Here is a 25,623-nt window from a genome sequence, read left to right as displayed (position 1 = left end):
CATGGCTCTCCTCGATTACCACCTGCATGACCTGCTGTCCCCCTGGCACGGCCTCGGGCCGAGCCCTCCCCAGCGTCTGGTGAAGCGGCTCTTTGACATCGCGCTGGCGCTTGCCCTGCTGGTGCCGCTGCTGCCGGTGATCCTGCTTACGGCCCTGGCCGCTCGCCTGGATACCGGCGCCTCAGGTTTCTTCCTGCAGCAGCGCATCGGGCGGGGAGGTCAACCGTTCCGGGTCGCCAAGATCCGCACCATGCGTCCGGTCCCCGGCACGACGGTGACCACACTGGGAGACCCTCGTATCACCCGGCTCGGCGGCTGGCTGCGCCGCTCCAAGCTCGATGAGCTGCCGCAACTGTTCAACGTCCTGGCCGGACAGATGAGCTTCGTGGGCCCGCGCCCCGATGTGCCGGGCTTTGCCGATGCCCTGGGTGAGGAGGGGCGGGTGATCCTCTCCGTCAGGCCGGGGATTACCGGCCCCGCCACCCTGAAGTACCGCGACGAGGAGTCCCTGCTGGCCGGGGTGGAGGACCCCGAGCGCTTCAACCGCGAGGTCGTCTTCCCCGACAAGGTCAGGCTCAACCGAGACTACGTGCTGCACTGGTCCTTCACCCGGGACCTGGTCTATCTGTGGCGTACCGCGTTTCCCCGCCCCGGTTCCGGGGCGGAGGAGCGCTGAGTCGCCGTGATCGTTGCAGGCGCCCTGGGCGCCGGGAGGAATCGATGGAAGGCTGGCCACGTCATGAACCCGATGAGCTTGAGGCGGTGAACCGCGTGCTGCGCTCGGGGCGTGTCAACTACTGGAACGGCGAGGAGGGGCGCGCCTTCGAGCAGGAGTTTGCCGACTTCCACGGCATGCCCCATGCCATTGCCGTGGCCAACGGCACCCTGGCGCTGGAGCTGGCGCTGCGGGCCCTTCAGGTGGGCGAGGGCGACGAGGTAGTGGTGACGCCGCGCAGCTTCATGGCGTCCGTCTCCTGCGTGGTGGCCTGCGGAGGGCGCCCGGTGTTCGCCGACGTCGACCCGGACTCAGGCAACCTCACCGCCGAGAGCGTCGCGGCGGTGCTGACGCCGCGCACCCGGGCGGTGGTCGCCGTGCACCTGGCGGGGTGGCCCTGCGACCTTGATGCGCTGCGAGCGCTGTGCGACCGCCATGGGCTCTTCCTCATCGAAGACTGTGCCCAGGCCCATGGCGCTCGATGGAACGGCAAACGGGTCGGCAGCGTCGGCGATGCGGCGGCCTTCTCGTTCTGTACCGACAAGATCATCTCCACCGGAGGCGAGGGCGGCATGCTGTTGCTGAAGGAGGCGGCGGCCTGGTCGCGCGCCTGGAGCTACAAGGACCACGGCAAGTCCTGGCAGGCGGTGCATGCCGATCATCCACCGGGCTTTCGATGGCTCCACGGCAGCTTCGGCAGCAACTGGCGCCTGACCGAGATGCAGGCGGCCATCGGGCGTTGCCAGCTGGGCAAGCTGGACGCCTGGTTGGCTCGGCGGCGCGAGAATGCCGGGCTGCTCGCCGATCGGCTCGCGGGGCTTGCGGGGCTCCGGGTGCCGGTGCCGCCACCTCCGGCCGTGCCGGCCTGCTACAAGTTCTACGCGTTCGTTCGGCCGGAGGTGCTTCGGAAGGGCTGGAGCCGCGATACGATCGTCGACCGGATCACTGCGCGTGGGGGGGAGTGCCTGCACGGCGGCTGCAGCGAGATCTATCGGGAGCAGGCCTTCGATGGCACGGACTTCCGTCCCCCCGAGCGGTTGCCGGTGGCCAGGCGTCTGGGCGAGACCAGCCTGATGTTCCTGGTCGATCACACGCGAACGCGGGAACAGGTCGATGCCCTGGCCGAGAGGGTGCGGGAGGTCATGGAAGACGCGGTGCCGGGAAGCAACGAATATCTTGCGATGTCCCATCGACCGGATCCGAGATGGCATCGGCCATGACGCCACGCTGAGGGTGCCAACAGCCGGAATCCATGACGACGCCGCGGACCCCGCGGCGTCGCGCGTTCCGGGGGCAGGCGAACCCCGCTTCCCGCTGCCTGTCCTACCCTGCAGGATGACCAAAGGAGTTCGATGTGCTCGCAAGTATCCAGCGATTCTTCCAACAGGCCCTGGCCGAGCCCGAGGCCCAGCGTGACGACACCCCCACCCTGGAGCTCGCCGCGGCCGCGCTGCTTTGCGAGGTGATGCGTGCCGACTACCGGGTCGATCCCGCCCAGCTCGCGGCCCTGCGCGAGCTGCTCATGACGCACCTCCATCTGGAGGCCGAGGCCGTGGCGTCGCTGATGACCATGGCCCGCGACGAGGTGGAGAGCTCCGTGGACCACTACCAGTTCGTCAGCCTGATCAAGCAGCACTATGACTACGGCAGGCGCGTCGAGCTGGTGAAGATGATGTGGGTGCTGGCACTGGCCGACGGAGAGCACCATCACCTCGAGGAGCATCGCATTCGCCAGCTGGCCGACCTGTTGCACGTGAGCCATGCCGACTTCATCCGAGCCAAGCTGAGTGTCCAGGAACAGGGGGGCTGACGCGGCATAGTTGAGTAAATTGATACGTGTGGGACAGTAAAGTGTGATTTTCCAGACGTGCCTGGCGGGTCCATGCTGAGGGAAACGGGCCGAGTGGGGATCCCGTATCGAGACTGTCAGAGGAGGCGAGGAGATGCTGGAAACGCGGCCGCTGTACCCGGACGAGCCGGCCACCGAGGTCGGGCTGGAGCAGGAGGCGCCGACCTCCGTCGCTCTCAACCGTCACTACTGGATGCCGTTCAGTGCCAACCGTGACTTCCACGCCAACCCGCGCGTGATCACTGGCGCCGACGGGCGCTACTTCATCGATGATCACGGGCGAAGGCTGTTCGACTCCCTGTCGGGGCTCTGGACCTGCGGTGCCGGCCACAATCGGGTCGAGATTCAGCAGGCCGTGTCGCGTCAGCTGGGACAGCTCGACTACGCGCCGGGCTTTCAGGTGTCTCATCCGCTGGCCTTCCAGCTGGCGGAGAAGGTGGCCAGCCTGACGCCGGCGGGGCTCGACCATGTGTTCTTCACCGATTCCGGCTCTGAGTCGGCCGATACCGCCGTGAAGATGGCCAAGGCCTACTGGCGGCTGAAGGGGCGCCCCGAGAAGACCCGCATGATCGGCCGTGCCAAGGGGTATCACGGCGTCAACATCGGCGGCACCAGCTTGGGGGGGATCGGCGGCAACCGCAAGCACTACGGCCAGCTGATGGACGTCACCCACCTGCCCCACACCCTGCAGCCGCACCTGGCCTTCACCCGGGGGCAGGCCGAGACCGGCGCCGAACTGGCCGATGCGCTGCTCGAGCAGATCGCCCTGCATGACGCCTCCAACATCGCCGCGGTGATCGTCGAGCCGATGTCGGGCTCCGCCGGGGTGATCGTGCCGCCAAAGGGCTACCTGGAGCGCCTGCGGGCCATCTGCGACGCCCATGACATCCTGTTGATCTTCGATGAGGTGATCACGGCCTTCGGGCGCAGCGGGGCGCGCACCGGGGCCGAGGCCTTCGGGGTGACGCCGGACCTGATGACCGTGGCCAAGCAGCTGACCAACGGGGCGGTGCCCATGGGGGCGGTGATCGCCTCCGGCGAGATCTTCGATACCTTCATGCATGCCGGCGGCCCGCAGCATGCCATCGAGTTTCCTCACGGCTATACCTACAGCGCCCATCCGGTGGCCTGCGCCGCCGCCCTGGCGGCCCTGGATCTGTTCGAGCAGGAGGACTTCCCGGGGCAGGTGCGGGCCATCGCCCCGGCCTTCGAGGCCCGGCTCCATGCGCTGAAGGGGTGCTCCCACGTGGTGGATATCCGCAACTATGGCCTGGCCGGCGCGATCCAGCTGGCGCCCCGCGACGGGGATCCCACCGTGCGCCCCCGCGATGCCCACCTGGCCCTGTGGGAAGCGGGTTTCTACGTGCGCTATGGCGGCGACACCCTGCAGTTCGGTCCGCCCTTCGGCACCACCGAGGCGGAACTGGAGCGCCTGTTCGATGCCGTGGCCGGCACCCTGGACAGATTGACGTGAGTCCATCGGCAGCCCATCGAGGGCTGCTAGACTATGACCATTGCAGGCCCCGCTCCCGCGGGGCCTGCGCGTTTTCACCTGCAGGGAGTGGCCGAGATGTCGCGCGAGATCATCGTTCTGGGGGCCGGCATGGTCGGCGTGTCGGTGGCCTGGCACCTGGCCAGGCGGGGGCAGCACGTGACCCTGGTCGACCGGCGTGAGCCCGGTCGCGAGACCTCGTTCGGCAATGCCGGCATCATCCAGCGCGAGGCGGTTCGGCCCTACGCCTTTCCCCGCGACCTGGCCACGCTGATGCGGGTACTGCCCAATCGCCAGGTGGACATCCGCTACCGTCCCGGCGGCATGGTCAGCGCCGCGGGTCCACTGCTCAGGTACTGGCAGAACTCCTCGCCGAGTCGCTATGCGCGCATCGTGCCGGAATATGCCTCGCTGATTGCGCTCTCCCTCGACGCCCACGCACCGATGATCGAGGCGGCCGGCGCCGAGTCGCTGATCCGCAAGCAGGGTTGGCTGGAGGCCTATCGCACCGCCGGTGGCCTGGCCGAGCGCTGCCGCGAGGCCGAAGCGAACGCCGAGCGCTTCGGCGTCGAGTACCGCGTGCTGGATCCTGCCGCCCTGGCCGCCATGGAGCCGGACCTCGCCGAGGAGCTGGCCGGCGCCATCCACTGGACCCAGCCGTGGACGGCCGACGATCCCGGCGGTCTGGTGCAAGCCTATGCCCAGGCCTTCCAGGCCGAAGGGGGGCATGTCATGCAGGCGGAGGTCCAGGCGGTGGCACGGGTGGGGGCCGGCTGGCGGGTGACCACCACGGAGGGCGCCCTGGAGGGGGAACAGGTGGTGATGGCCATGGGGCCCTGGTCGGAGAACTGGCTGGGCAAGCTGGGCATCGCGGTGCCGCTGTTCGTCAAGCGCGGCTACCACATGCACTATGCGGTCGTGGGCGAGGCCCGACTGAACCACTGGGTGATGGACGCTGAGGTAGGCTACCTGCTGGCCCCGATGCGGGCGGGGATCCGCCTCACCACCGGCGCCGAGCTGGAGCGCCTCGAAGCGCCTGCCCACCATCGCCAGCTGGCGGCCGCCGAGGCGGTGGCACGCCGGCTGTTCCCGCTGGGGGAACGCCGCGATCCCGAGCCCTGGAAGGGGGCGCGCCCCTGCACGTCGGACATGAAGCCGGTCATCGGGCCGGCGCCCGATCAGCCGGGGCTGTGGCTGGCCTTCGGCCACGGCCACCAGGGCTTCACCCTGGGGCCGGCCACCGGGCGGCTGCTCAGTCAGATGATGGCCGGCGAGACGCTGGAGGTGGACATGACGCCCTTCCGCGCCAACCGCTTTTGAACGTTTGGCCCGCCGTCAGCGGCGGGCCCGGCGACGCTTGAGCTGGTGGAGGGCCAGCTTGGCCAGCAGCGTGATGACGAACATCAGCCACCCGGCGGTCGCCAGGATGTTGAACAGCAGGACCTTCTGCTCGCCGCTGAGCGGAGTGAACAGGACCTCGACGACCACGCCGATCAGGAAGGCCAGCGTCAGCGGCAGGGCCAGGATGTGCATCCACATCTCGGTACGTCGCTTGCGCACATGGTAGCGGCGCAGCAGTACCCGGATCGGGCGATGCACGAAGCTCACCAGCACCAGGGTGCCGAGCAGCAGCAGGGCGGTCATGGTGGGCTCGACGCTGCCGATCCGGGCGGAGACGCTGATCGACCAGAACACCACCAGCCACATCAGCCCCGCCAGGCTGGCTACCAGATCGGCATAGCGGCGCACCTTCGGCATGGTCTCTCCCTCGGTTGGTCTGCCGGCATGATACGGGAATTCAGCGCCGGGTGAAGAGCTTGCGCACCCAGTACCAGCGATTGATCAGCAGGGCGGCGAAGATCAGCCCGCATCCCGCCAGCTGCAGCACGGTCATGGTCTCACCATACCAGGCGGCGGCCAGCAGGGCCGTCCAGACCGCCTCGAGCATCAGGATCACGGCGGCGTGGCTGGGCGTGGTGAGCCCCTGGGCGTGCACCTGCAGGAAGAAGCGCAGGGTGCTGGCCAGCAGGACGCTGGCGGCCAGCCAGCCGAGGGTGATCCCGTCGACGCGCGATGGCCAGGGCTCCACGGCCAGCGACGCCAGGCCCAGGACGAGGCCCACCGTGACCAGCTGCAGCACCGTCAGGGGCAGGGCCGGCAGCCGACGCACCACGCGCGAGTTGGTGTTGATCAGCAGCGAGAAGAGCACCGCCGAGCCGGCGATCAGCCACTGGCCCGGCTCGATGCGAAAGCCGGCGTTGAGCGAGAGCAGGCCGAAGCCGATCAGGGCCACGGGAAGCGCGATCCAGGTGGTGCGCGGCGGCCGGTCACCGAACAGCAGCCTCGCCATCACCGGCACCAGCAGGATGCCGAGGCTGTTGATGAAGGCGCTCTCGCCGAGGTGGTGTGAGTGGTAGAGGCCCAGGATCCACAGCGTCAGCGCCCCGCTGAACAGCACGCCGACGCCGGCCCCGGCCAGGAGGTTGCGCCACGAAAGGCGCCTCAGGGCAGGCCCGGCGAAGGCGGCGAGGACCAGGCCGGCAAGCAGGAAACGGCTGCCGATGAACAGCAGCGGCGGCAGGCCGTTGAGCGCTTCCTTGGAGAAGATCCAGCCCGAGGCCGCCAGCAGCGTCACCAGCAGCAGGAGCAGGTCGGCGCGCAGCGGGGCGCGAACGATGGGGTCGGACATGGGGCACCGGGCGACGGGAGATGGGGACGACAATGTTAGCAGGCAAAGGGCCTGCCGTCTGCGCCGTCCGGCAGCCTTGGCCGGGGGCTTCCGGTATACTGGGCAGACGCCCGAGAACGTTCCAGCCGAGACAGGACCCGCCGTGACCTCACTGACCCTGACCCGCCCCGATGACTGGCACCTCCACCTGCGCGACGACGAGGCCCTGGCCGCCGTGGTCGGCGCCTCGGCCCGCCAGATGGGGCGCGCCATCATCATGCCCAACCTGCGGCCGCCGGTGACCACCACCGAGCAGGCGCTGGCCTACCGCCAGCGTATCCTGGCGGCGCTGCCCGAGGGCAGCGCCTTCGAGCCGCTGATGACCCTCTACCTCACCGACAACACCCCCGCCGAGGAGATCGAGCGCGCCCACGCCAGCGGCCTGGTCCACGCCGTGAAGCTCTATCCGGCCGGGGCCACCACCAACTCCGACTCCGGGGTGACCGATCTTTCGCTTTGTGACGGCGCGATCGGCGCCATGGCGCGGCTGGGTATCCCGCTGCTGGTGCATGGCGAGGTGACCAGTGCCGACATCGATATCTTCGACCGCGAGGCGGTGTTCATCGAGCGGGTCATGAAGCCGCTGCTGGAGCGGCATCCGGACCTCAAGGTGGTGTTCGAGCACATCACCACCGCCGATGCCGCCGAGTTCGTGGCCGCCGCGCCCGCCAACGTGGCGGCGACCATCACCGTTCACCACCTGCTGTTCAACCGCAACCATATGCTGGTGGGCGGCATCCGTCCCCACTACTACTGCCTGCCGATCCTCAAGCGCGAGCGGCACCGCCAGGCGCTGCTGGCCGCGGCCACCTCCGGCAGCCCGAAGTTCTTCCTCGGCACCGACAGCGCGCCCCACGCCCAGGGTGACAAGGAGAGCGCCTGCGGCTGCGCCGGAGCCTACACCGCACCGGCCGCCATCGAGCTCTATGCCACGGCGTTCGAACAGGCGGGCGCCCTGGATCGCCTGGAAGGCTTCGCCAGCCACTTCGGGGCCGACTTCTATGGCCTGCCGCGCAACGCCGACAGCGTCACCCTGGTCCGCGAGCCCTGGCAGCTGCCCAAGTCGCTGCCCTATGCCGGTGGCCAGCGCATCGTGCCGCTGATGTCCGGCGAGACCCTGGAGTGGAAGCTGGTCGAGGGCTAGGCGCTGCTGCCCTGTCAGGGCACCACTTCTTATACCGTTACCTTCACCCGGGCTGCCAGAACGAGAGACGCCATGAGTGTGTTGCCAAGTCTTTCCCACCGGCAGCAGGGGCTGCTGCTGACCGGAGGCGGGGCGCTGATCATGGCCCCGGACGCGCTGCTGATCAAGCTGGCCGACCTGCCCGATGCCGAGATCCTGATGTGGCGAGGCTACCTCTCGGCGCTGGGCTTTCTGCTGATCGCCCTGGCACGCCACGGGCGCGGGCTGCTGGCGGCCTATCGGCGCTGCGGGGGAACCGGTATCGCGGTGGCGCTGCTGTTCAGCCTGACCACCTGCGGCTTCGTGCTGGGCAACCAGTACACCCGCGCGGGTAATGTGCTGCTGATCCTGGCCAGTGCGCCGCTGATTGCCGCCGGGCTCTCCCGGCTGATTCTCAAGGAGCGCCTGCCCAGGCGAACCTGGCTGGCGATCTGGGTCTGCATGGCCGGTATCGCCATGATCGTGGTGGATGACGTGGGGGCCGGCTCCTGGGTGGGTAACGGATTCGCGCTGCTGGCGGCCACGACCCTGGCGCTGAACTTCACCCTGTGCCGGCGGCGTCCGGGCATCGACATGAGCCCGATGCTGACCTTCAACGGGGTGATCGTCGGCAGCGGGGCGCTGCTGGTGCTGGTGGCGGGTGGCGGAGGCGTGGCCATGCCTCCCGCCAGCACCCTGGCCATCGTGCTGCTGCTCTGCCTGGTCATCGTGCCCAGCGGCGTGACGCTGCTGCAGCGGGGACCGCTCTACCTGCCCGCCGCCGAGGTCGGTCTGCTGCTGCTGCTGGAGGTGGTGGTGGGGACCTTCCTGGCCTGGTGGATCATCGCCGAGCAGCCGGCGCCCCTGGCCCTGGTGGGCGGCGTGCTGGTGCTGGGGACGCTGGTCACCAAGGGGCTCTACGAGCGCCGCCTGGAGCTGCGTCGCCCGTCGCGGGGGCTGGAAGGCTCCTGACGCCTGTCAATCAGTGCCGTTGACCTGGCGCTCCAGGAAGGCGATGCCGGCCTCGATGGCGCTGCCCCGGGTCAGGAAGCTGAGGAAGTGGCCGCGCCCATGCTGCAGGTAGAGTTCGTTCTCCACGCCCCGGGCCTCGAGCTCGGCGCGAAAGTCGGTGGCATGGTCGAGCGGGACCAGGCGGTCCCAGGTGCCGTGGAACAGGAAGAAGGGCGGGGCGCCGGGGCGGACCTGCCGGGCCGGGGAGGCGAGGGCATACTGCTCGGGCACCTCGGCGCGGGTGCCGCCGAGGAACTCCACCACCAGGCGACCGTCGGGGAACTTGAACAGATCGCTGGGGAGGCCACCTGCCAGCACGGCGGCGAGGCGCGCATGGTCGCCGCCATGGGGCGCGGCCAGCTCGCCAGCGCTGCCGGACAGGGCCAGCAGGCTGACCAGGTGGGCGCCCGAGGAGAAGCCCACGCCGACGATGCGGTCGGTGTCGACCCGCCATGCCTCGGCGTTGTCATGCAGCCAGGCCATGGCCCGCTGAAGGTCGTGCAGTTGGGCGGGGAAGCGGTATTCCGGGGCGAAGCGGTGCTCGATGTTGAGGGTCACGAAGCCGCGGCTGGCCAGCTGTTCGGCGATGCCGCCCATGTCCTCCGGCCCGCGATTCTGCCATCCTCCGCCGTGGACGATCAGGGCGGCCGGCCGCAGCCCGTTGCCCCGAGTTTCCGGCAGGTTGACCTCGGCCTCGAGCGTCTCGGGCCAGTCGTTTGGGGTGTAGGCCTGGCGCGGCAGCGATCGGAAGGGCAGCGCCGGGGGCTGCTGCTCCGCGCCGATCGATCCGCTGTCGGCAGGCGCTGCCAGGTGAGTGGTGCCGCAACCCCCTGCCAGCAGGGCAATGCCCATCGCCAGGGCCAGCGCCACGCCCTTCATCCGCGGCGCACCGCCTGCCCTGGCGATGCGCTCAGGCGCGTTCGGTGAGCGTGTCGGCCGGTGCATCGGCGTTCAGCCTCGCCAGCCTGGCCACCATCGCCTCGACCATGTGGGCCGAATGGGTGGCGGCCTGGGTCAGGAACTGCTCGAAGGAGAGGTGGTTGTCGCCGCCGCCGGCGATGTCGGAAAGGGCGCGGATGACCACGAAGGGGCAGCCGTAGAGGTGGCAGGTCTGGGCGATGGCGGCGGCCTCCATCTCGGCGGCGAGCATGGTCGGGAAGCGCGTGCGGGTCTTCGACACCAGGTCGGGGCAGGCCATGAAGACGTCACCGGTGGCGATCAGCCCCTCCACCACGCGAACCTCGCCGAGGGACTCGACGCACTCGCGGGCGATCGTCACCAGGCGCGGGTCGGGCCGATAGGCCGCCGGCATGTCGGGCACCTGGCCGTGCTCGTAGCCGAAGACCACCGCATCCACGTCGTGGTGGCGCACCTCGCTGGAGACCACGATGTCGCCGATCTCCAGCCCCTCACCGAACCCGCCGGCCGACCCCGTGTTGATCACCGCCTCGGGACGGTACATGTCGAGCAGCAGGGTCGTGCCCACGGCGGCGTTCACCTTGCCGATGCCTGACTGCAGGATCACCACCTCGATGCCATGCAGCAGGCCGCTGTGGAAGGTGGAGCCCACGTGGGTGCGGGTCCTGCGCTCGTCCAGCAGGGAAGCCAGGTGCTCGACCTCCTGGGTCATGGCGCCGATGATGCCGATGCGCTTCATGCGAAGATTTCCGTCCATTCGTTGCGTTTGGCGAGGAAGCCGCGGGCAACCGCCTTGGCGCCCCTGGCGTGGTCCAGGTTGAAGCTCTCGACATTCATCGTCCTATCGCTCATGCATGACCTCGCGAATCGGTGAAGGTGGGGAAGGGCGCGCATTCTAGCGAAAACACCCGGAGACAGCCATTGCGCTGCCCCGCGCAGGACTCGCCTGACCACCCCTGACGCACTCTCGGACCCTCGGAGGGTCACCCGGTTCCCGTTATCGCTCCCCCGCATCGTGCAGGTCAGCGGCCTGCAGCGTGTTCTCGAGCAGGGTCGCCACGGTCATCGGGCCGACGCCGCCGGGGACCGGGGTGATCCAGCCGGCCCGCTCGGCGGCGGTCGCGAAGTCCACGTCACCGACCAGGCGACCATCATCCTGACGGTTGATCCCCACGTCGATGACGATGGCCCCCTCCTTGACCCACTCGCCCTTGACCAGTCCGGGCTTGCCGACCGCCACGACCAGCAGCTCGGCGCGGCGGACGTGCTCCTCGAGGTTGCGGGTAAAACGATGGCAGACGGTGGTGGTGCAGCCGGCCAGCATCAGCTCGAGCGCCATGGGGCGGCCGACGATGTTCGAGGCGCCGACCACGGTAGCGTCCAGGCCGCGCACCGCCAGGCCACTCTGCTCCAGCAGGGTCATCACGCCCTTGGGCGTGCAGGGGCGCAGCAGCGGCAGGCGCTGCGCCAGGCGGCCGAGGTTGTAGGGATGAAAGCCATCGACGTCCTTGTCCGGGCGGATCCGCTCGAGGATCGGGCGTGCATCGAGGTGGGCCGGGAGCGGCAACTGCACCAGGATGCCGTCGACGCGCGGATCGGCGTTGAGCTGATCGACCAGGGACTCCAGCTCGGCCTGGGTGGCATCGGCAGGCAGCGTGTGACGAAAGGACTCGATGCAGGCCTCGACGCAGGCGTTGTGCTTGTTGCGCACATAGACGGCAGAAGCGGGATCCTCGCCCACCAGCACCACGGCAAGTCCCGGTGCTCGGCCCCCGTTGTCGCGGCGCGCCTGCACCTGGCGGGCAACCTGCTGGCGGACTCGGGCGGCTATGGACTTGCCATCGATCAGTTGGGCGGTCATCGAGCTTCCTCTGACGGTAGGGTGGATGGCGCGGGCACGGGACGCGTCCGCGTGGCGACACTGCGGTGGGCAATTTTCGCATGCCGGGGCGCCGAAACAAAGCGCTCGGCGGGCGCCGTGGCGGCCTTCACGCTTGACCCGGGAGGAAAGTCACGTAGAATACGCAGCGCTCGACGAGGCCCCTGCGGTGGCGTCAGGGCCGCCTGATGACCGGCGGAGTGTAGCGCAGCCTGGTAGCGCGCCTGCTTTGGGAGCAGGATGTCGGGGGTTCGAATCCCTCCACTCCGACCACAACCTGTTGATTGAAGTGCGAAAAATTCGATCTAAGGGTTGCGGTCCGGCGACCTGGGACGTAGAATGCGCCCATAGCTCAACCGGATAGAGCAACGGCCTTCTAAGCCGTAGGTTGCAGGTTCGAGTCCTGCTGGGCGCGCCATCTCGCCAGAGGGGCGCCGGTCGGTAGAGCGAGTATCGAAATGGTGGATGTAGCTCAGTGGTAGAGCCCCGGATTGTGGCTCCGGTGGTCGTGGGTTCGATCCCCATCATCCACCCCATTTCGATATCCGTCAGTTGTTCAAGGCAGTGGTGGATGTAGCTCAGTGGTAGAGCCCCGGATTGTGGCTCCGGTGGTCGTGGGTTCGATCCCCATCATCCACCCCACTCCCTTGTGCCCGACACTCTTTCCTTGTCTTTCTTCTCATTTCGTCTCGTCCAGGCTGCCTTATCCGGCGAGTCGCCCTTTCCCGTGCCCGCCGTCCGCGATGCGGCCCCGGGCGGCGTCGCTCCGTCGGCATTCTTCCGGGGCAGGGCTTGTAATGTGGCGCGCCGCCCCCATCTGATGGGCATGGCGCTTGCCAGTGCCGGGCGGGATTCATAAAATCACCCCCTTGATCTTTTCCACGCATTCAACAGAACGCCCCAGTCGGTAGAGGACAATTCATGCAAGTTTCCGTCGATACGACCTCCCAGATCGAACGCCGCATCACCGTCCAGGTGCCGGCCGCCGAGGTCGACGAGGCCGTCGCCGCCCGTCTCAAGGATGCCGCCAAGAACGTTCGCATGGACGGCTTCCGCAAGGGCAGGGTGCCGATGTCGGTGATCCGTCAGCGTTATGGCCGCGACGTGCGCAATGAGGTCGTGGGCGAAGTGATGCGCGAGCGCTACGTGCGCGCCATCTCCGAGAACGAGCTGAACCCGGCCGGCTTCCCCCAGATCGAGGCGACCGTCAACGAGTCCGGCAAGGACCTCGAGTTCGTCGCGACCCTGGAGATCTACCCCGAGATCGAGCTCGCCTCCATCGAGGGCACCGAGGTCGAGCGCCCGGTGGTCGAGGTTTCCGAGTCCGATGTCGACGAGATGATCGAGACCCTGCGCAAGCAGAACGCCGACTGGGAAGAAGTCGAGCGTGCCGCCGATGATGGCGACCAGCTGACCATCGACTTCCAGGGCTTCCTGGGCGACGAGCCCTTCGAGGGCGGCAGTGCCGAAGGCCACAACCTGGTGATCGGCTCCGGCAGCTTCATCCCCGGCTTCGAGGAGCAGCTGGTTGGTGCCAAGGCCGGTGAGGAGAAGGAGATCAAGGTCACCTTCCCCGAGGACTACCAGGCCGAGCACCTGGCGGGCCAGGAAGCGACCTTCAAGGTGACCGTGCACAAGGTCAGCGGCCAGGCCCTGCCCGAGGTGGATGCCGATTTCGTGACAAAGTTTGGCGTCGAGGATGGCGATCTGGAGAAGTTCCGCGCCGAGGTCACCCGTAACATGACTCGCGAGGCGAGCCAGGCCGTCGACAACCGCGTCAAGCAGCAGGTGCTGACGGCGCTGCAGAAGGCCAACGAGATTCCCGTGCCCCAGGCGCTGATCCAGCAGGAAACCGACGGCCTGAAGCGCCAGGCGGCCCAGCAGTTCGGCCTGGGCGAGGACTTCGATGTCTCCCAGCTGCCCAACGAGCTGTTCGCCGAGCAGGCCAAGAGCCGTGTCCAGGTCGGCCTGCTGCTGGCCGAGGTGATCAAGTCGAATGAGCTCGATGCCACCGACGACGAGATCCGGGCCAAGGTCGAGGAGCTGGCCGAGCAGTATCAGGAGCCCTCCCAGGTGGTCGAGTACTACATGGGCAACGAGCAGATGAAGACCCAGGTCAAGTCCGCGATCCTCGAGGAGAAGGCCGTCGACAAGCTGCTCGAGCAGGCCAGCGTCAAGGACGTGACCATGACCTACCAGGAGGTCCTGGCGGCTGCCCAGCAGCAGGCCGAGGCCGACGAGGAAGAGAACGCCGAGGAAGAGAGCAAGGCCTGATCGGCCCCTCCCTTCGCCGAGGGCGCGCCGTGAGCCGTGCCCTTGGCGCCCCACGCTTCCATTCATCGGATGCAAGGACATCACACAGATGAGCAACGAGTTCGATATTCAGAACGCCGGCGGCCTGGTGCCGATGGTGGTCGAGCAGAGCGCCCGCGGCGAACGCGCCTACGACATCTATTCCCGCCTGCTCAAGGAGCGTGTGATCTTCCTGGTGGGGCCGGTGGAAGACTATATGGCCAATCTGGTGGTGGCGCAGCTGCTGTTCCTGGAGTCCGAGAACCCCGACAAGGATGTACACCTGTACATCAACTCGCCGGGGGGCTCGGTCACCGCCGGCATGTCGATCTACGACACCATGCAGTTCATCAAGCCCGACGTCTCCACCGTGTGCATCGGCCAGGCGGCGAGCATGGGAGCCCTGCTGCTGGCCGGCGGGGCGGCGGGCAAGCGCTTCTGCCTGCCCAATTCGCGGATGATGATCCACCAGCCGCTGGGGGGTTACCAGGGGCAGGCCTCGGACATCGAGATCCACACCCGCGAGATCCTCGGCATCCGTGACAAGCTCAACCAGATCCTGGCTCACCACACCGGCCAGGACATCGAGACCATCGCCCGGGATACCGACCGCGACAACTTCATGAACGGCAGCCAGGCCGCCGAGTATGGCCTGATCGATGCCGTGCTGGATAAGCGGCCGACATCCTGATAGCGTGATTCCTATCACGCCCTGACACCGTTCCCGGCGGCCCCGCGCCGCCGTTGTGAGCTCGGCGGTGGGTCACCCGGTCTGGCCGGGTGGCGCCATCGCCAACTTGAGAAGAGGTATGCGAATGGCCGACGGCAAAGGCAAGGACGAAGGCGGCAAGCTGCTCTACTGCTCGTTCTGTGGCAAGAACCAGAACGAGGTGCGCAAGCTGATTGCCGGCCCGTCCGTCTATATCTGCGATGAGTGTGTCGACCTCTGCAACGACATCATTCGCGAGGAGGTGCTCGATGCCGATGCCGAGAGCGACGAGGAGCGCCTGCCCGTTCCCCGCGAGATTCGTCACACCCTCGACGACTATGTGATCGGCCAGGACCGCGCCAAGATGGTGCTGTCGGTGGCGGTCTACAACCACTACAAGCGCCTGCGGTCCGAGGTGAAGAACGACGATGTCGAGCTCGGCAAGTCGAACATCCTCTTGATCGGACCGACCGGCAGCGGCAAGACCCTGCTGGCCGAGACCCTGGCGCGCCTGTTGAACGTTCCGTTCACCATCGCCGACGCGACCACCCTCACCGAGGCGGGCTACGTGGGCGAGGATGTCGAGAACATCATCCAGAAGCTGCTGCAGAAGTGCGACTACGACGTGGAGAAGGCCCAGCGCGGCATCGTCTACATCGACGAGATCGACAAGATCTCGCGCAAGTCGGACAACCCCTCGATCACCCGCGACGTGTCGGGCGAGGGCGTGCAGCAGGCGCTGCTGAAGCTGATCGAGGGCACCACTGCCTCGGTGCCGCCCCAGGGCGGCCGCAAGCACCCGCAGCAGGAGTTCCTGCAGGTCGACACCGGCAACATCCTGTTCATCGTCGGCGGTGCCTTCGCCGGCCTGGACAAGGTGATCCGTGACCGTGCCGAGAAGGGTGGCATCGGCTTCAGTGCCGAGGTGAAGAGCAAGGACGAGTCGCGCGGCGTGGGCGAGCTGCTGGCCGACGTGGAGCCCGAGGACCTGGTGAAGTTCGGCCTGATTCCCGAGTTCGTCGGGCGCCTGCCGGTCATTGCCACCCTGACCGAGCTCACCGAGGATGCGCTGATCCAGATCCTCACCGAGCCCAAGAACTCCCTGATCAAGCAGTATGCCAAGCTGTTCGAGATGGAGGGCGTCGAGCTCGAGTTTCGCGAGGATGCCCTGCGGGCCGTTGCCGGCAAGGCCATGGCCCGCAAGACCGGCGCCCGCGGGCTGCGCTCGATCCTGGAATCGGTGCTGCTCGATACCATGTACGAGATTCCCTCCCTGGAGGGGGTGAGCAAGGTGGTGATCGATGCCTCGGTGATCGCCGGCGAGAGCGAGCCGCTGCTGATCTACTCTCAGCAGCAGGAAGCGGCCCGGGTCGACGGCACCGACGGCTGAGCCAGAGCCCCGGGGCAGAGGCCCCGACGCGGGAGCGACTCCCTTGACCATGTGCCGTCCCGGATGGAGTGGCGCATGGCGGTGGAACCGCTCCCGCTTTTTTTTGGGCCCGGCCCGCCTTCGCGCTCCAGGCGCCTTGCAAAGACGCCTTGCTGCCCCCATTCCAACGATATCCATCCGTTTTTGTTGAGGAACGTCTGCGATGCAGCAGAACGCCGAACAGACCCTGAGTCTGCCCCTTTTGCCGCTGCGGGATGTGGTCGTCTACCCGCAGATGGTCATTCCGCTGTTCGTCGGCCGGGAGAAGTCGATCCAGGCCCTCGAGGCGGCCATGAGCGCCGACAAGCGGGTGCTGCTGGTCGCCCAGCGCGAGGCCAGCAAGGATGATCCGGACAGCGAGGACCTGTTTGCCATCGGCACCGTGGCCGAGATCATGCAGCTGCTGAAACTTCCCGACGGGACCGTCAAGGTGCTGATCGAGGGGGTCTCCCGCGCCGACGTGGGCGAGATTCACCAGGACGCGGAATACAGCCGCGCCGATGCCGTGCTGCGCGAGAGTGAGCCTCTCAGCGAGCGCGAGCAGGAGGCCCTGGTCCGCGTGCTGCTCAACCAGTTCGAGCAGTACGTCAAGATGTCCAAGAAGGTCCCCAACGAGGTGCTCAACTCGCTGTCGGGCATCGAGGACCCCAGCCGGCTGGTGGACACCATCTGCGCCCACCTGTCGCTGAAGATCGACGACAAGCAGCAGCTGCTGGAGATGGACCGGGTGCGCGATCGTATCGAGCACCTGATGGCGCTGATCGAGTCGGAGATCGACCTGCTCCAGGTGGAGAAGCGCATCCGCTCGCGGGTCAAGGACCAGATGGAGAAGTCCCAGCGCGAGTACTATCTCAACGAGCAGATGAAGGCCATCCAGAAGGAGATGGGCGAGCTCGAGAACGTGCCCAACGAGGCCGAGAAGTACGAGCAGGCCATCGAGGAGTCCGGGATGCCCAAGGAGGCTCGCGACAAGGCCACCCAGGAGCTCGGCAAGCTGAAGATGATGTCGCCGAACTCCGCCGAGGCCACGGTGGTGCGCTCCTACCTGGACTGGCTGGTGTCGGTGCCGTGGAAGAAGCGGACTCGGGTACGGCATGACCTGGTGCATGCCCAGAAGGTCCTCGACGAGGATCACTATGGCCTCGACGAGGTCAAGGCGCGCATCCTCGAGTACCTGGCCGTGCACAAGCGGGTCAAGAAGCTCAAGGGGCCGGTGCTCTGCCTGGTGGGGCCACCCGGTGTCGGCAAGACCTCGCTGGGACAGTCCATCGCCCGGGCGACCAACCGCAAGTACGTGCGCCTGGCACTGGGCGGCGTGCGCGACGAGTCGGAGATCCGCGGCCACCGTCGCACCTATATCGGCTCGCTGCCGGGCAAGATGATCCAGCGCATGGCCAAGGCCGGCGTCAAGAACCCGCTGTTCCTGCTCGACGAGGTCGACAAGATCGGCATGGACCACCGTGGCGATCCGGCCTCGGCGCTGCTCGAGGTGCTGGACCCAGAGCAGAACGATACCTTCAGCGACCACTACCTGGAGCTGGACTACGATCTCTCCGAGACGCTGTTCATCTGCACCGCCAACTCGATGAACATTCCCGGCCCGCTGCTCGACCGGATGGAAGTGATCCGGCTCCCCGGCTATACCGAAGACGAGAAGCTGGCCATTGCCCGGCGCTACCTGGTACCCAAGCAGCTCAAGGCCAACGGCTTCAAGGAGGAGGAGCTCGAGTTCTCCGACGAGGCGCTGCTTGAGCTGATCCGCTACTACAGCCGCGAGGCGGGGGTGCGGGAGCTGGAGCGCCAGATCGCCAAGGTATGCCGCAAGGTGCTGCGCGAGCGCCTCGAGAAGGAGGGCAAGGAGGGCGCCCAGGCGCCCCAGCTGCTGGCCGCGGCCGACATCGAGGCCTATGCCGGCGTGCGTCGCTACAGCTATGGGCTGGCCGACCAGCAGGACCAGGTGGGTCGTGTCACCGGTCTCGCCTGGACGTCGGTGGGGGGCGAGCTGCTCAACATCGAGTCGGTGGTGACCCCGGGCAAGGGGCGCATCAACAAGACCGGCTCGCTGGGCGATGTCATGAAGGAGTCAGTGAGTGCGGCCCATACCGTGGTGCGCGCCCGCGCCCTGTCGCTAGGCATCGATCCCGAGCGCTTCGAGAAGGAGGACCTGCACATCCACGTCCCGGAGGGCGCGACGCCCAAGGACGGCCCCAGCGCGGGCATCGCCATGGTGACCGCGATGGTCTCGGCCTATACTGGCCGCCCGGTGCGTTGCGACGTGGCCATGACCGGCGAGGTCAACCTGCGCGGAGAGGTGATGCCGATCGGCGGGCTGAAGGAGAAATTGCTGGCCGCACGGCGCGGTGGTATAAAGACCGTGCTGGTGCCCGAGGAAAATCGCCGTGACCTCAAGGAGGTACCGGACAACATCAAGGATGCCCTCGACATCAGGCCGGTACGCTGGATCGATGAGGTGCTGGATGTGGCGCTGGCGAAGAGAGCGGAAGAGCCCAGCGAGGAATCCCGCCCGGACGATACCACCTCCTCACCGTCGATGATCAGCACGCACTAACGATAATTTCTCCACCATGTCGGTGCCAGAAGCCCGTCATGGTGGGGGCTGGCGCCGCAGGTTGCTTGACAGTCCTTTCATCGCATTGCTATAAATTGCGCCATGCTGTGATCGCGTCTGCCGGTTGAAAAGCTGCGCCGATTAGAGCCAAATTCCGAAATAGTCAAGGGGTGAAGTGTGAACAAATCCGAGCTGATCGAAGCCATCGCTGCGTCTGCCGACATTCCCAAGGCAGCCGCTGCCCGTGCCCTGGACGCCATGGTCGACACCGTCACCGATAGCCTGAAGAAGGGCGAGAGCGTGTCGCTGGTGGGCTTCGGTACCTTCGCCGTCAAGGAGCGCGCTGCGCGCACCGGCCGCAACCCGCAGACCGGCCAGCCGATCGAGATCAGCGCTGCCAAGGTGCCGAGCTTCAAGGCCGGCAAGGCGCTCAAGGACTCCGTCAATTGAAGTGACGCGACCCGTTCGCCGATCCGACGCTTGATCTTCCTACAGGCGCATCGCCCCCGGCGGTGCGCCTGTCTTCGTTTGTCGTGCGCCATGGAGGCGGCCACTGCCATCCGCCGGTGGTCGCCAGCAGGCGCGTGACGCGTATAATGTGGCGCGTTCCCGAAATCACAGTCGCCACTTTCATCTGCCGAGGCCTGCATGCTGCAAAGTATTCGAGACCGCTCCCGGAGCTGGGGCGCCAAGATCATCGTCGGGGCCGTGGTCGTCACCATGGCGCTGTTCGGCGTCGAGTCCCTGGTGGGACTGTTCGGCGGCGGTGGTGATGACATTGCCAAGGTGAATGGCGAGCCCATCACCCGCCAGCAGCTGGAGCTCGAGGTCCAGCGCGCGATCCGCAGCGGCCAGGTGCCGCCCGAGCAGGAGCGCGCCCTGCGTGCCCAGATGCTCGACCAGCTGATCACCGACCGGCTGCTCACCCAGTATGCGGAGGAGGGCGGCCTGCATCTCTCCGAGGAGCAGCTCGACCAGATCATCGTCTCGCTGCCGGAGTTCCAGGATCAGGATGGCCGCTTCGACAGCGAGCTCTTTCGCAACCGCCTGGCCAGTGCCGGCTACACGCCGGTGGCCTTCCGCGAGGAGCTGCGCGTCGACATGAAGCGCCAGCAGCTGCAGCAGGGCCTGGCCTTCAGCGACTTCACCCTGCCCAGCGAGCAGGAGACCCTGGCGGCCCTGCAGCGCCAGGCCCGAAGCTTCCGCCACCATACGCTCGGCGCGGATGACCTCGAGGCGGAGGTCCAGGCGTCCGAGGAGGCGCTGCAGCGCTATTACGAGGCCAACGCCGACAGCTACCGTCGCCCCGAGCAGGTCCGCCTCGAGTACGTGATCATCGATCGCCAGGCCATGGCCGAGCAGGTCGAGATCGACGAGTCGGCCCTGCACGACGCCTGGCAGGAGCGGACTCGCGACGCCGATCGTCGCATCTCCCACATCATGCTGACCTTCAACGGCGAGCGCAGCCGTGATGAGGCCGTGGCCGAGCTGGAGGCCGTGCGTGGGCGTCTCGATGACGGCGAGTCCTTCGCCGAGCTGGCGGCCGAGGTGTCGGATGACGCCGTCTCGGCGGAACAGGGCGGTGACCTGGGCGTGATCAGCCCGGGCTTCTTCGGCGATGCCTTCGACGATGCCGCCTTCTCCCTGGACGAGGGGCAGGTCTCCGATATCGTCGAGACGGACAACGGCCTTCACCTGCTCCAGGTCACCAGTCTGCAGCGGGAGCCCTTCGAGGCCATGCGCGACGAGCTGCGCCGCGAACTGGCCGTGTCGCGGGTGAGCGGCGAGTTCAACGAGCGTGTTCAGCGACTGATCGACGAGAGTTTCGCCGCCGACGACCTGCAGAGCGTGGCCGATGACATCGGCCTGGAGCTGCAGACCAGCGACTGGGTCTCCCGAGACGGGGCCGACGGGGTGCTCTCGGAGCCGGGCGTGATGTCGCAAGCCTTCAGTGCCGACGTGCTGGAGGAGGGCTTCAACAGCGAGGTGATCGAGCTCGACAACGATCGGCGCATGGTGCTGCGTGTCGCCGACCATCGTGACGCCACGACCCTGCCTCTCGAGGAGGTGCGGGAGCGCGTCGAGGCCAGCGTCGAGGCCTCCCTGCGCCGGGATGCCCTGGTGGCGCTGGCGGCCGAGCGCGTCGAGGCGCTGCGTGCCGGCGAGTCGCTCGACATCGATTGGCAGCAGGCCGAGGGCGTGGCTCGCCAGCAATCCCGGGGACTCTCCAACGCCCTGGTGGAGGCGGCCTTCCGCCTGCCGGCACCCGAGGGGGAGGCGCCGGTCTATGGCCACGCAGTCGACGGTGACGAGGTGGTGCTGATCGCCCTGGAGCGCGTCGAGGAGGGCGAGGTCGACGCCCAGGTGGAGCAGTTCGTCGCCAGCATGGCCGAGCGACTGCGTGCCCAGGCCGCCATCCGGGGGCTGCTGGACGACCTGCGCGAGAAGGCCGATATCCAGCGGTGATAGCGCCTAGCGCCCGGCGCCCAGCTGCTCGGTGACGGGCGGCAGGTGTCGAGGATGAAAACGGGAAACCCCGTCGGTTCAAATCGGCGGGGTTTCTTTATTGACGCCAGTCATGGCCATGACATCATCCTGCGGCGCTCGGCCTTGGCCCTTATGTTATGGTGTAACATTCCCGGCTTTCGAGAGGACTCCCCATGCCCGCCCCCCTGGCCAATATCCCCGTCCACCTGATCACCGGCTTTCTCGGCAGCGGGAAAAGTACCCTGATCCATCGCCTGATCGAACAGAAGCCGGAGGGTGAGCGCTGGGTGGTGGTGATCAACGAGTTCGGCCAGGTGGGGATCGATCAGGCGATGTTTGCCGAACGCGAGGATCTGGTGGTCAAGGGGCTGCCGGGCGGCTGTCTCTGCTGTCAGCTGGCCTTCGTGATGCAGGCGACCCTGGTCAACCTGCTGCATCGCCATCGTCCGGACCGGCTGATCATCGAACCCTCGGGGCTGGGGCATCCCGCCGGACTCCTCGAGGTGCTGCGCGGCGAGGCCTTTGCCGGGGTGCTGTCGCTCCAGGAGATCGTTGCGGTGCTCGACCCGAGGCGGTTGGACGACCCGCGCGTATGCGAGCACGAGACCTTCCGCGACCAGCTGACCCTGGCCGATGGCGTGGCGCTGACCATGACCGACCTGGCAACGCCCGCGCAGCGGGCGGCGGCGCGGGCGTGGCTCGGTGAGCTATGGCCTGCCAAGCGCTGGGTGGCCGAGGCGCCCCATGGGGCGCTGCCGCTGGCGCGGCTGATGGTATCTGGCGAGCTCCCCCCGGGCGGGGTCGCGGGCGACAGCGATGCTCACCGGCAGCTGCGCCAGGCGGCGGCCGGCAGCGTGGTGCTGGACGACTTCGCCGTGGTGGCGCCACAGCCGGGCCGCCCAGCCCGGGAGCAGGGGGAGGCGCTCGGCCATGCCACCCTGGGGTGGCGCTGGCATCCGAGCGATACCTTCGATCTGGATCGGCTGGCCCTGGTGCTGGGCGAGCTGCCCGCCGGGCTGCGGGTCAAGGGCGTGCTGCATACCGACGCCGGCTGGAAGCTCTATAACCGCGCCGCAGGCGCCGTCAGCCTGACCGACAGCGCCTGGCGACGCGACTCGCGGCTGGAGCTGATCGGCGAGGCAGGGCGCCTCCCGGATGCCGACGCCCTGGAGGCGTCGCTGGAGGCCTGCCGGGCGACGCCATCCTCAACCGCCTAGCGGAAACTCCTGCAGTCGAGGCTCGCCATGGTCGTCGATGACGATCTCCCAGCCTCGCCCCGGCTGCCAGTCGCCCAGCACATAGCGCCTGGCGGGGACGTCACCGACGGTCAGTTCATGCACCGCGGGGCGATGGGTGTGGCCGTGAATGAGGGTCGTCACGCCGTGCTTGGCCATCACCTTCACCACTTCGTCCGGGGTCACGTCCATGATGTCCTCGGCCTTGTTGGAGTTGGCCTCCCCGGACTGCTCGCGCAGCTGCCTGGCCAGGGCGATGCGCTGGTCGATCGGCATCGACAGCACCTGCTCCTGCCAGAGCGGGTGGCGGGCCTGGGCGCGGAAGGCCTGGTAGGCCTCGTCGCGGGTGCAGAGGCTGTCGCCATGCATCAGCAGGACGGGCCTGCCGCCGAGTTCGACGAGGCTGGGATCGGGTAGCAGGGTGGCACCGGCCTGCTCGGCGAAGCGCTCTCCCAGCAGGAAGTCGCGGTTGCCGTGCATCAGGTAGAGGGCGGTGCCATCGTCTGCCAGGCGCTTCAGCGCCCGGGCGATCCGCACGGCCAGGTCGGCGTTGCCGGTGGGGTCGTGGCCCGCCAGGTCGAGCAGGTCATCGCCGATCCACGCCTCGAAGAAGTCGCCGAGGATATAGAGGGCGTCGCTGCCGCAGGCACGCTCCTCGAGCCAGCGCAGGAACCCTTCGGTGATCTCGGGGGCGCCGGGGTGCAGGTGTAGGTCGGAAATCAGCAGGGTCGTCATGGTCGGCTCTTGTGGTCTGGCGGGCATCTACGGAAGGAAAGGCAACACGCCCGCGCGAGGCGGGCGTGGGGCGGGTAGCCGCGGGACTCAGGCCTCCTTGACGTAGGCCTTCTGGATCACCACGTCCTCGGCCGGCACGTCGGCATGCATGCCGCGCCGGGTGGTGGCCACGGCCTTGATCTTCTCGACCACCTCCATGCCCTCGGCCACGCGTCCGAACACGCAGTAGCCCCAGCCCTGGATGGACTTGCCACTGTGGTTCAGGAAGTCGTTGTCCGACACGTTGATGAAGAACTGTGCCGTGGCGGAGTGCGGGTCCTGGGTGCGGGCCATGGCCAGGGTGCCGGTGGCGTTGGTCAGGCCGTTATCGGCCTCGTTCTCGATCGGGTCGCCAGTGGGCTTCTGGTTGAACTCCAGATCGAAGCCGCCGCCCTGCACCATGAAGCCGTCGATCACGCGGTGAAAGAGGGTGTTGTCGTAGAAGCCGTCGCGCACGTACTGCTCGAAGTTGGCGGCGGTCTTCGGGGCCTTCTCGTGGTCGAGCTCGACGGTGATGTCACCGAAGTTGGTCTGCAGAACGATCATCGATAAGTTCCTGTGCGGTAAAGGGGCCTTGCCTTGGCGTTGCCCATGGACGTGGCGCTATAATACCGGTTTTGCCTCGAGGCGCGAAGTGAGCGCCCGCACCTTACACCCAGAGGTCGATTCTTCCACTATGTCCACCGACACCACCAGCGCGCCGAATTTCATTCGCAACCAGATTCGCGACGAACGCGAGGCCGGTCGCACCGGCAAGATCGTGACTCGCTTCCCGCCGGAGCCCAACGGCTTCCTGCACATCGGGCATGCCAAGTCGATCTGTCTGAACTTCGGGCTGGCCGAGCAGTTCGGTGGCGACTGTCACCTGCGCTTTGACGACACCAACCCGGCCAAGGAAGAGCAGGCCTACATCGACGCCATCAAGGAAGACGTCAGCTGGCTGGGGTTCGAGTGGGCCGGTCCGGTGCGCTTCGCCTCCGACTACTTCGACCAGCTCTACGCCTGGGCCCAGCACCTGATCCGCGAGGACAAGGCCTACGTGGATGACCTCTCGCCCGACGAGATCCGCGAATATCGTGGCACCCTGACCGAGCCGGGCCGTCCGAGCCCCTATCGCGAGCGCAGCGTGGAGGAAAACCTCGACCTGCTGGAGCGCATGCGCACCGGCGAGTTCGCCGAGGGCGAGAAGGTGCTGCGGGCCAAGATCGACATGGCCTCGCCCAACATCAACCTGCGCGACCCGATCCTCTACCGGATCCGCCACGCCCACCATCACCAGACCGGCGACAGGTGGAAGATCTACCCCTCCTACGATTTCACCCACGGGCAGTCCGATGCCATCGAGGGGATCACCCACTCCATCTGTACCCTGGAGTTCGAGGACCATCGGCCGCTCTACGAGTGGTTCCTCGACAACCTGCCGGTGCCGGCCAGGCCGCGCCAGATCGAGTTCGCGCGGCTGAACATGAACTACACCCTGACCTCCAAGCGCAAGCTCAAGCTGCTGGTGGACCAGGGCATCGTCGATGGCTGGGACGACCCGCGCCTGCCGACCATTTCCGGCATGCGCCGCCGCGGCTATACCCCGGCGTCGATCCGCAAGTTCTGCGAGATGATCGGCGTGACCCGTGCCGACGGCGGCCTGGTGGACATCGCCATGCTCTACCATGCCATCCGCGCGGACCTCGAGGACAACGCACCGCGGGCCATGGCCGTGCTCAAGCCCCTCAAGGTGGTACTGACCAACGTGCCGGAAGGCCATGAGGAGACCTACGAAGTGCCTGGCCACCCGGCGCGGGACGACCTGGGCGTGCGCCAGGTGCCGTTCTCCCGGGAGATCGTCATCGACCGCGACGACTTCATGGAGGAGCCGCCCAAGAAGTTCTTCCGTCTGGCGCCGGGCAAGGAGGTGCGCCTGCGCAACAGCTACGTGATCCGCTGCGACGAGGTGATCAAGGACGACGCCGGCGAGATCACCGAACTGCACTGCTCGGTGGACTTCGACACCCTAGGCAGGAACCCGGAGGGACGCAAGGTCAAGGGCGTGATCCACTGGGTCAGCGCCGCCCACGGCGTGCCCATGGAGGTGCGGCTCTATGACAACCTCTTCCTCGAGGAGCAGCCGGACCGGGACAAGGACGCCGACTTCCTGGAGCATCTGAATCCGGAGTCGCTGGTGGTCTGCCAGGCGATCGGCGAGCCGAGCCTGGCCCAGGCCGCCCCGGAGAGCCGCTTCCAGTTCGAGCGGGTGGGGTACTTCTGCGCCGACCGTCACGCCAGCCGCGAGGGGCACCTGGTGTTCAACCGCACCGTGGGCCTCAAGGACAGCTGGGCCAAGGCCCTGAAAAAAGACGCGCAGAAGAAGGGGTGACCG

At 67.4% G+C, this 25,623-nt stretch carries 22 protein-coding genes and 4 tRNA genes; 19 read left to right on the top strand and 7 right to left on the bottom strand.

The features are described 5' to 3' along the window. Position 1: 1 nt before the first annotated feature. The 5 genes from BDK63_RS09080 (at position 2) to BDK63_RS09060 (ending at position 5,376) form a co-directional block, all read left to right on the top strand. Entirely contained in the window at positions 2–676 is a 675-nt protein-coding gene (locus tag BDK63_RS09080; RefSeq protein ID WP_183331093.1) for a sugar transferase, read from the top strand. A gap of 44 nt (positions 677–720) precedes the next feature. Then, positions 721–1,935: a DegT/DnrJ/EryC1/StrS family aminotransferase gene (locus BDK63_RS09075; protein ID WP_183331091.1), complete on the top strand. Its 1,215-nt coding sequence runs from the start codon at positions 721–723 to the stop codon at positions 1,933–1,935. Positions 1,936–2,069: 134 nt separating this feature from the next. Further along, on the top strand, positions 2,070–2,525 hold the full coding sequence (locus BDK63_RS09070) for a TerB family tellurite resistance protein (RefSeq protein WP_183331089.1): 456 nt from the start codon (positions 2,070–2,072) through the stop codon (positions 2,523–2,525). A gap of 232 nt (positions 2,526–2,757) precedes the next feature. Continuing rightward, the gene (gene aptA, locus BDK63_RS09065) at positions 2,758–4,038 is read left to right on the top strand and encodes an omega-aminotransferase AptA (protein WP_246385997.1); all 1,281 of its coding nucleotides are present in this window, start codon (positions 2,758–2,760) and stop codon (positions 4,036–4,038) included. Between the two features lie 96 nt (positions 4,039–4,134). Beyond that, entirely contained in the window at positions 4,135–5,376 is a 1,242-nt protein-coding gene (locus tag BDK63_RS09060; protein ID WP_183331084.1) for an NAD(P)/FAD-dependent oxidoreductase, read from the top strand. Between the two features lie 15 nt (positions 5,377–5,391). Here BDK63_RS09060 and BDK63_RS09055 read toward each other — a convergent pair whose 3' ends face one another. Then, positions 5,392–5,814 (bottom strand): hypothetical protein, encoded by a 423-nt coding sequence (locus BDK63_RS09055; RefSeq protein WP_183331082.1) that lies wholly within the window; start codon positions 5,812–5,814, stop codon positions 5,392–5,394. A 40-nt stretch (positions 5,815–5,854) separates the two neighbouring features. Further along, entirely contained in the window at positions 5,855–6,745 is an 891-nt protein-coding gene (locus tag BDK63_RS09050; protein ID WP_183331080.1) for a DMT family transporter, read from the bottom strand. A gap of 142 nt (positions 6,746–6,887) precedes the next feature. Between BDK63_RS09050 and pyrC the strand changes: the two genes are divergently transcribed. Then, complete coding sequence (pyrC, locus tag BDK63_RS09045; protein WP_183331078.1) at positions 6,888–7,928, top strand: dihydroorotase; 1,041 nt, start codon at positions 6,888–6,890, stop codon at positions 7,926–7,928. Between the two features lie 72 nt (positions 7,929–8,000). Further along, positions 8,001–8,918 (top strand): DMT family transporter, encoded by a 918-nt coding sequence (locus BDK63_RS09040; RefSeq protein WP_183331076.1) that lies wholly within the window; start codon positions 8,001–8,003, stop codon positions 8,916–8,918. A gap of 6 nt (positions 8,919–8,924) precedes the next feature. Here BDK63_RS09040 and BDK63_RS09035 read toward each other — a convergent pair whose 3' ends face one another. From BDK63_RS09035 to folD, 3 genes are all read right to left on the bottom strand, one after another. Further along, positions 8,925–9,836: an alpha/beta hydrolase gene (locus BDK63_RS09035; protein WP_183331075.1), complete on the bottom strand. Its 912-nt coding sequence runs from the start codon at positions 9,834–9,836 to the stop codon at positions 8,925–8,927. A 31-nt stretch (positions 9,837–9,867) separates the two neighbouring features. Then, positions 9,868–10,614 carry a 5'-methylthioadenosine/S-adenosylhomocysteine nucleosidase gene (mtnN, locus tag BDK63_RS09030; RefSeq protein WP_183331073.1) on the bottom strand — a complete coding sequence of 249 codons (747 nt, stop codon included), beginning with the start codon at positions 10,612–10,614 and terminating at the stop codon, positions 9,868–9,870. Positions 10,615–10,872: 258 nt separating this feature from the next. Beyond that, on the bottom strand, positions 10,873–11,736 hold the full coding sequence (folD, locus tag BDK63_RS09025; protein ID WP_183331071.1) for a bifunctional methylenetetrahydrofolate dehydrogenase/methenyltetrahydrofolate cyclohydrolase FolD: 864 nt from the start codon (positions 11,734–11,736) through the stop codon (positions 10,873–10,875). Positions 11,737–11,950: 214 nt separating this feature from the next. Here folD and BDK63_RS09020 point away from each other — a divergent pair. The 11 genes from BDK63_RS09020 to BDK63_RS08970 all read left to right on the top strand — a co-directional run bounded on the left by BDK63_RS09020 (position 11,951) and on the right by BDK63_RS08970 (position 22,457). Further along, positions 11,951–12,027 (top strand) — tRNA-Pro (locus BDK63_RS09020). Positions 12,028–12,095: 68 nt separating this feature from the next. Continuing rightward, a tRNA-Arg gene (locus BDK63_RS09015) sits at positions 12,096–12,172 on the top strand. Between the two features lie 43 nt (positions 12,173–12,215). After that, positions 12,216–12,290: transfer RNA gene (locus BDK63_RS09010), tRNA-His, on the top strand. A 31-nt stretch (positions 12,291–12,321) separates the two neighbouring features. Further along, a tRNA-His gene (locus BDK63_RS09005) sits at positions 12,322–12,396 on the top strand. Between the two features lie 279 nt (positions 12,397–12,675). After that, on the top strand, positions 12,676–14,028 hold the full coding sequence (gene tig, locus BDK63_RS09000; RefSeq protein ID WP_183331069.1) for a trigger factor: 1,353 nt from the start codon (positions 12,676–12,678) through the stop codon (positions 14,026–14,028). 88 nt (positions 14,029–14,116) lie between these two features. Further along, positions 14,117–14,737: an ATP-dependent Clp endopeptidase proteolytic subunit ClpP gene (clpP, locus tag BDK63_RS08995; protein WP_183331067.1), complete on the top strand. Its 621-nt coding sequence runs from the start codon at positions 14,117–14,119 to the stop codon at positions 14,735–14,737. A 124-nt stretch (positions 14,738–14,861) separates the two neighbouring features. Further along, the gene (clpX, locus tag BDK63_RS08990; protein ID WP_183331064.1) at positions 14,862–16,145 is read left to right on the top strand and encodes an ATP-dependent Clp protease ATP-binding subunit ClpX; all 1,284 of its coding nucleotides are present in this window, start codon (positions 14,862–14,864) and stop codon (positions 16,143–16,145) included. Positions 16,146–16,347: 202 nt separating this feature from the next. After that, positions 16,348–18,753 carry an endopeptidase La gene (gene lon / locus BDK63_RS08985; protein ID WP_183331062.1) on the top strand — a complete coding sequence of 802 codons (2,406 nt, stop codon included), beginning with the start codon at positions 16,348–16,350 and terminating at the stop codon, positions 18,751–18,753. A gap of 177 nt (positions 18,754–18,930) precedes the next feature. Further along, positions 18,931–19,203 (top strand): HU family DNA-binding protein, encoded by a 273-nt coding sequence (locus BDK63_RS08980; protein ID WP_183331060.1) that lies wholly within the window; start codon positions 18,931–18,933, stop codon positions 19,201–19,203. Positions 19,204–19,401: 198 nt separating this feature from the next. Next, the gene (locus tag BDK63_RS08975) at positions 19,402–21,219 is read left to right on the top strand and encodes a SurA N-terminal domain-containing protein (protein ID WP_183331058.1); all 1,818 of its coding nucleotides are present in this window, start codon (positions 19,402–19,404) and stop codon (positions 21,217–21,219) included. Between the two features lie 194 nt (positions 21,220–21,413). After that, positions 21,414–22,457: a CobW family GTP-binding protein gene (locus tag BDK63_RS08970; protein ID WP_183331056.1), complete on the top strand. Its 1,044-nt coding sequence runs from the start codon at positions 21,414–21,416 to the stop codon at positions 22,455–22,457. On the opposite strand, the gene BDK63_RS08965 is transcribed toward BDK63_RS08970, so the two are convergent. After that, positions 22,446–23,210, bottom strand: a complete 765-nt coding sequence (locus BDK63_RS08965; RefSeq protein ID WP_183331054.1) for a UDP-2,3-diacylglucosamine diphosphatase — start codon at positions 23,208–23,210, stop codon at positions 22,446–22,448. The two genes, BDK63_RS08970 and BDK63_RS08965, sit on opposite strands and share 12 nt — an antisense overlap. 87 nt (positions 23,211–23,297) lie before the next feature. Then, positions 23,298–23,795, bottom strand: coding sequence for a peptidylprolyl isomerase (locus tag BDK63_RS08960; RefSeq protein ID WP_183331052.1), 498 nt, complete (start codon positions 23,793–23,795; stop codon positions 23,298–23,300). A gap of 130 nt (positions 23,796–23,925) precedes the next feature. On the opposite strand from BDK63_RS08960, the gene BDK63_RS08955 reads away from it, so the two are divergent. After that, positions 23,926–25,620, top strand: a complete 1,695-nt coding sequence (locus BDK63_RS08955) for a glutamine--tRNA ligase/YqeY domain fusion protein (RefSeq protein ID WP_183331050.1) — start codon at positions 23,926–23,928, stop codon at positions 25,618–25,620. Positions 25,621–25,623: the final 3 nt, after the last annotated feature.

Origin of the sequence: Halomonas campaniensis (assembly GCF_014193375.1) — a bacterium.
Classification (GTDB): Bacteria; Pseudomonadota; Gammaproteobacteria; order Pseudomonadales; family Halomonadaceae; genus Halomonas; species Halomonas campaniensis.
This window is presented reverse-complemented; position numbering and strand designations above follow the sequence as displayed.

Bases quoted from the DNA above. Each gene is read 5' to 3' on its own strand.
- BDK63_RS09050 (WP_183331080.1), bottom strand. From the start codon at position 6,745: ATGTCCGACCCCATCGTTCGCGCCCCGCTGCGCGCCGACCTGCTCCTG.
- BDK63_RS09055 (WP_183331082.1), bottom strand. From the start codon at position 5,814: ATGCCGAAGGTGCGCCGCTATGCCGATCTGGTAGCCAGCCTGGCGGGG.
- BDK63_RS08955 (WP_183331050.1), top strand. From the start codon at position 23,926: ATGTCCACCGACACCACCAGCGCGCCGAATTTCATTCGCAACCAGATT.
- BDK63_RS08970 (WP_183331056.1), top strand. From the start codon at position 21,414: ATGCCCGCCCCCCTGGCCAATATCCCCGTCCACCTGATCACCGGCTTT.
- folD (WP_183331071.1), bottom strand. From the start codon at position 11,736: ATGACCGCCCAACTGATCGATGGCAAGTCCATAGCCGCCCGAGTCCGC.
- BDK63_RS08965 (WP_183331054.1), bottom strand. From the start codon at position 23,210: ATGACGACCCTGCTGATTTCCGACCTACACCTGCACCCCGGCGCCCCC.
- BDK63_RS09040 (WP_183331076.1), top strand. From the start codon at position 8,001: ATGAGTGTGTTGCCAAGTCTTTCCCACCGGCAGCAGGGGCTGCTGCTG.
- aptA (WP_246385997.1), top strand. From the start codon at position 2,758: ATGCCGTTCAGTGCCAACCGTGACTTCCACGCCAACCCGCGCGTGATC.
- BDK63_RS08960 (WP_183331052.1), bottom strand. From the start codon at position 23,795: ATGATCGTTCTGCAGACCAACTTCGGTGACATCACCGTCGAGCTCGAC.
- BDK63_RS09035 (WP_183331075.1), bottom strand. From the start codon at position 9,836: ATGAAGGGCGTGGCGCTGGCCCTGGCGATGGGCATTGCCCTGCTGGCA.
- BDK63_RS09075 (WP_183331091.1), top strand. From the start codon at position 721: ATGGAAGGCTGGCCACGTCATGAACCCGATGAGCTTGAGGCGGTGAAC.
- BDK63_RS09080 (WP_183331093.1), top strand. From the start codon at position 2: ATGGCTCTCCTCGATTACCACCTGCATGACCTGCTGTCCCCCTGGCAC.
- lon (WP_183331062.1), top strand. From the start codon at position 16,348: ATGCAGCAGAACGCCGAACAGACCCTGAGTCTGCCCCTTTTGCCGCTG.
- BDK63_RS09060 (WP_183331084.1), top strand. From the start codon at position 4,135: ATGTCGCGCGAGATCATCGTTCTGGGGGCCGGCATGGTCGGCGTGTCG.
- BDK63_RS08975 (WP_183331058.1), top strand. From the start codon at position 19,402: ATGCTGCAAAGTATTCGAGACCGCTCCCGGAGCTGGGGCGCCAAGATC.
- mtnN (WP_183331073.1), bottom strand. From the start codon at position 10,614: ATGAAGCGCATCGGCATCATCGGCGCCATGACCCAGGAGGTCGAGCAC.
- clpX (WP_183331064.1), top strand. From the start codon at position 14,862: ATGGCCGACGGCAAAGGCAAGGACGAAGGCGGCAAGCTGCTCTACTGC.
- clpP (WP_183331067.1), top strand. From the start codon at position 14,117: ATGAGCAACGAGTTCGATATTCAGAACGCCGGCGGCCTGGTGCCGATG.
- tig (WP_183331069.1), top strand. From the start codon at position 12,676: ATGCAAGTTTCCGTCGATACGACCTCCCAGATCGAACGCCGCATCACC.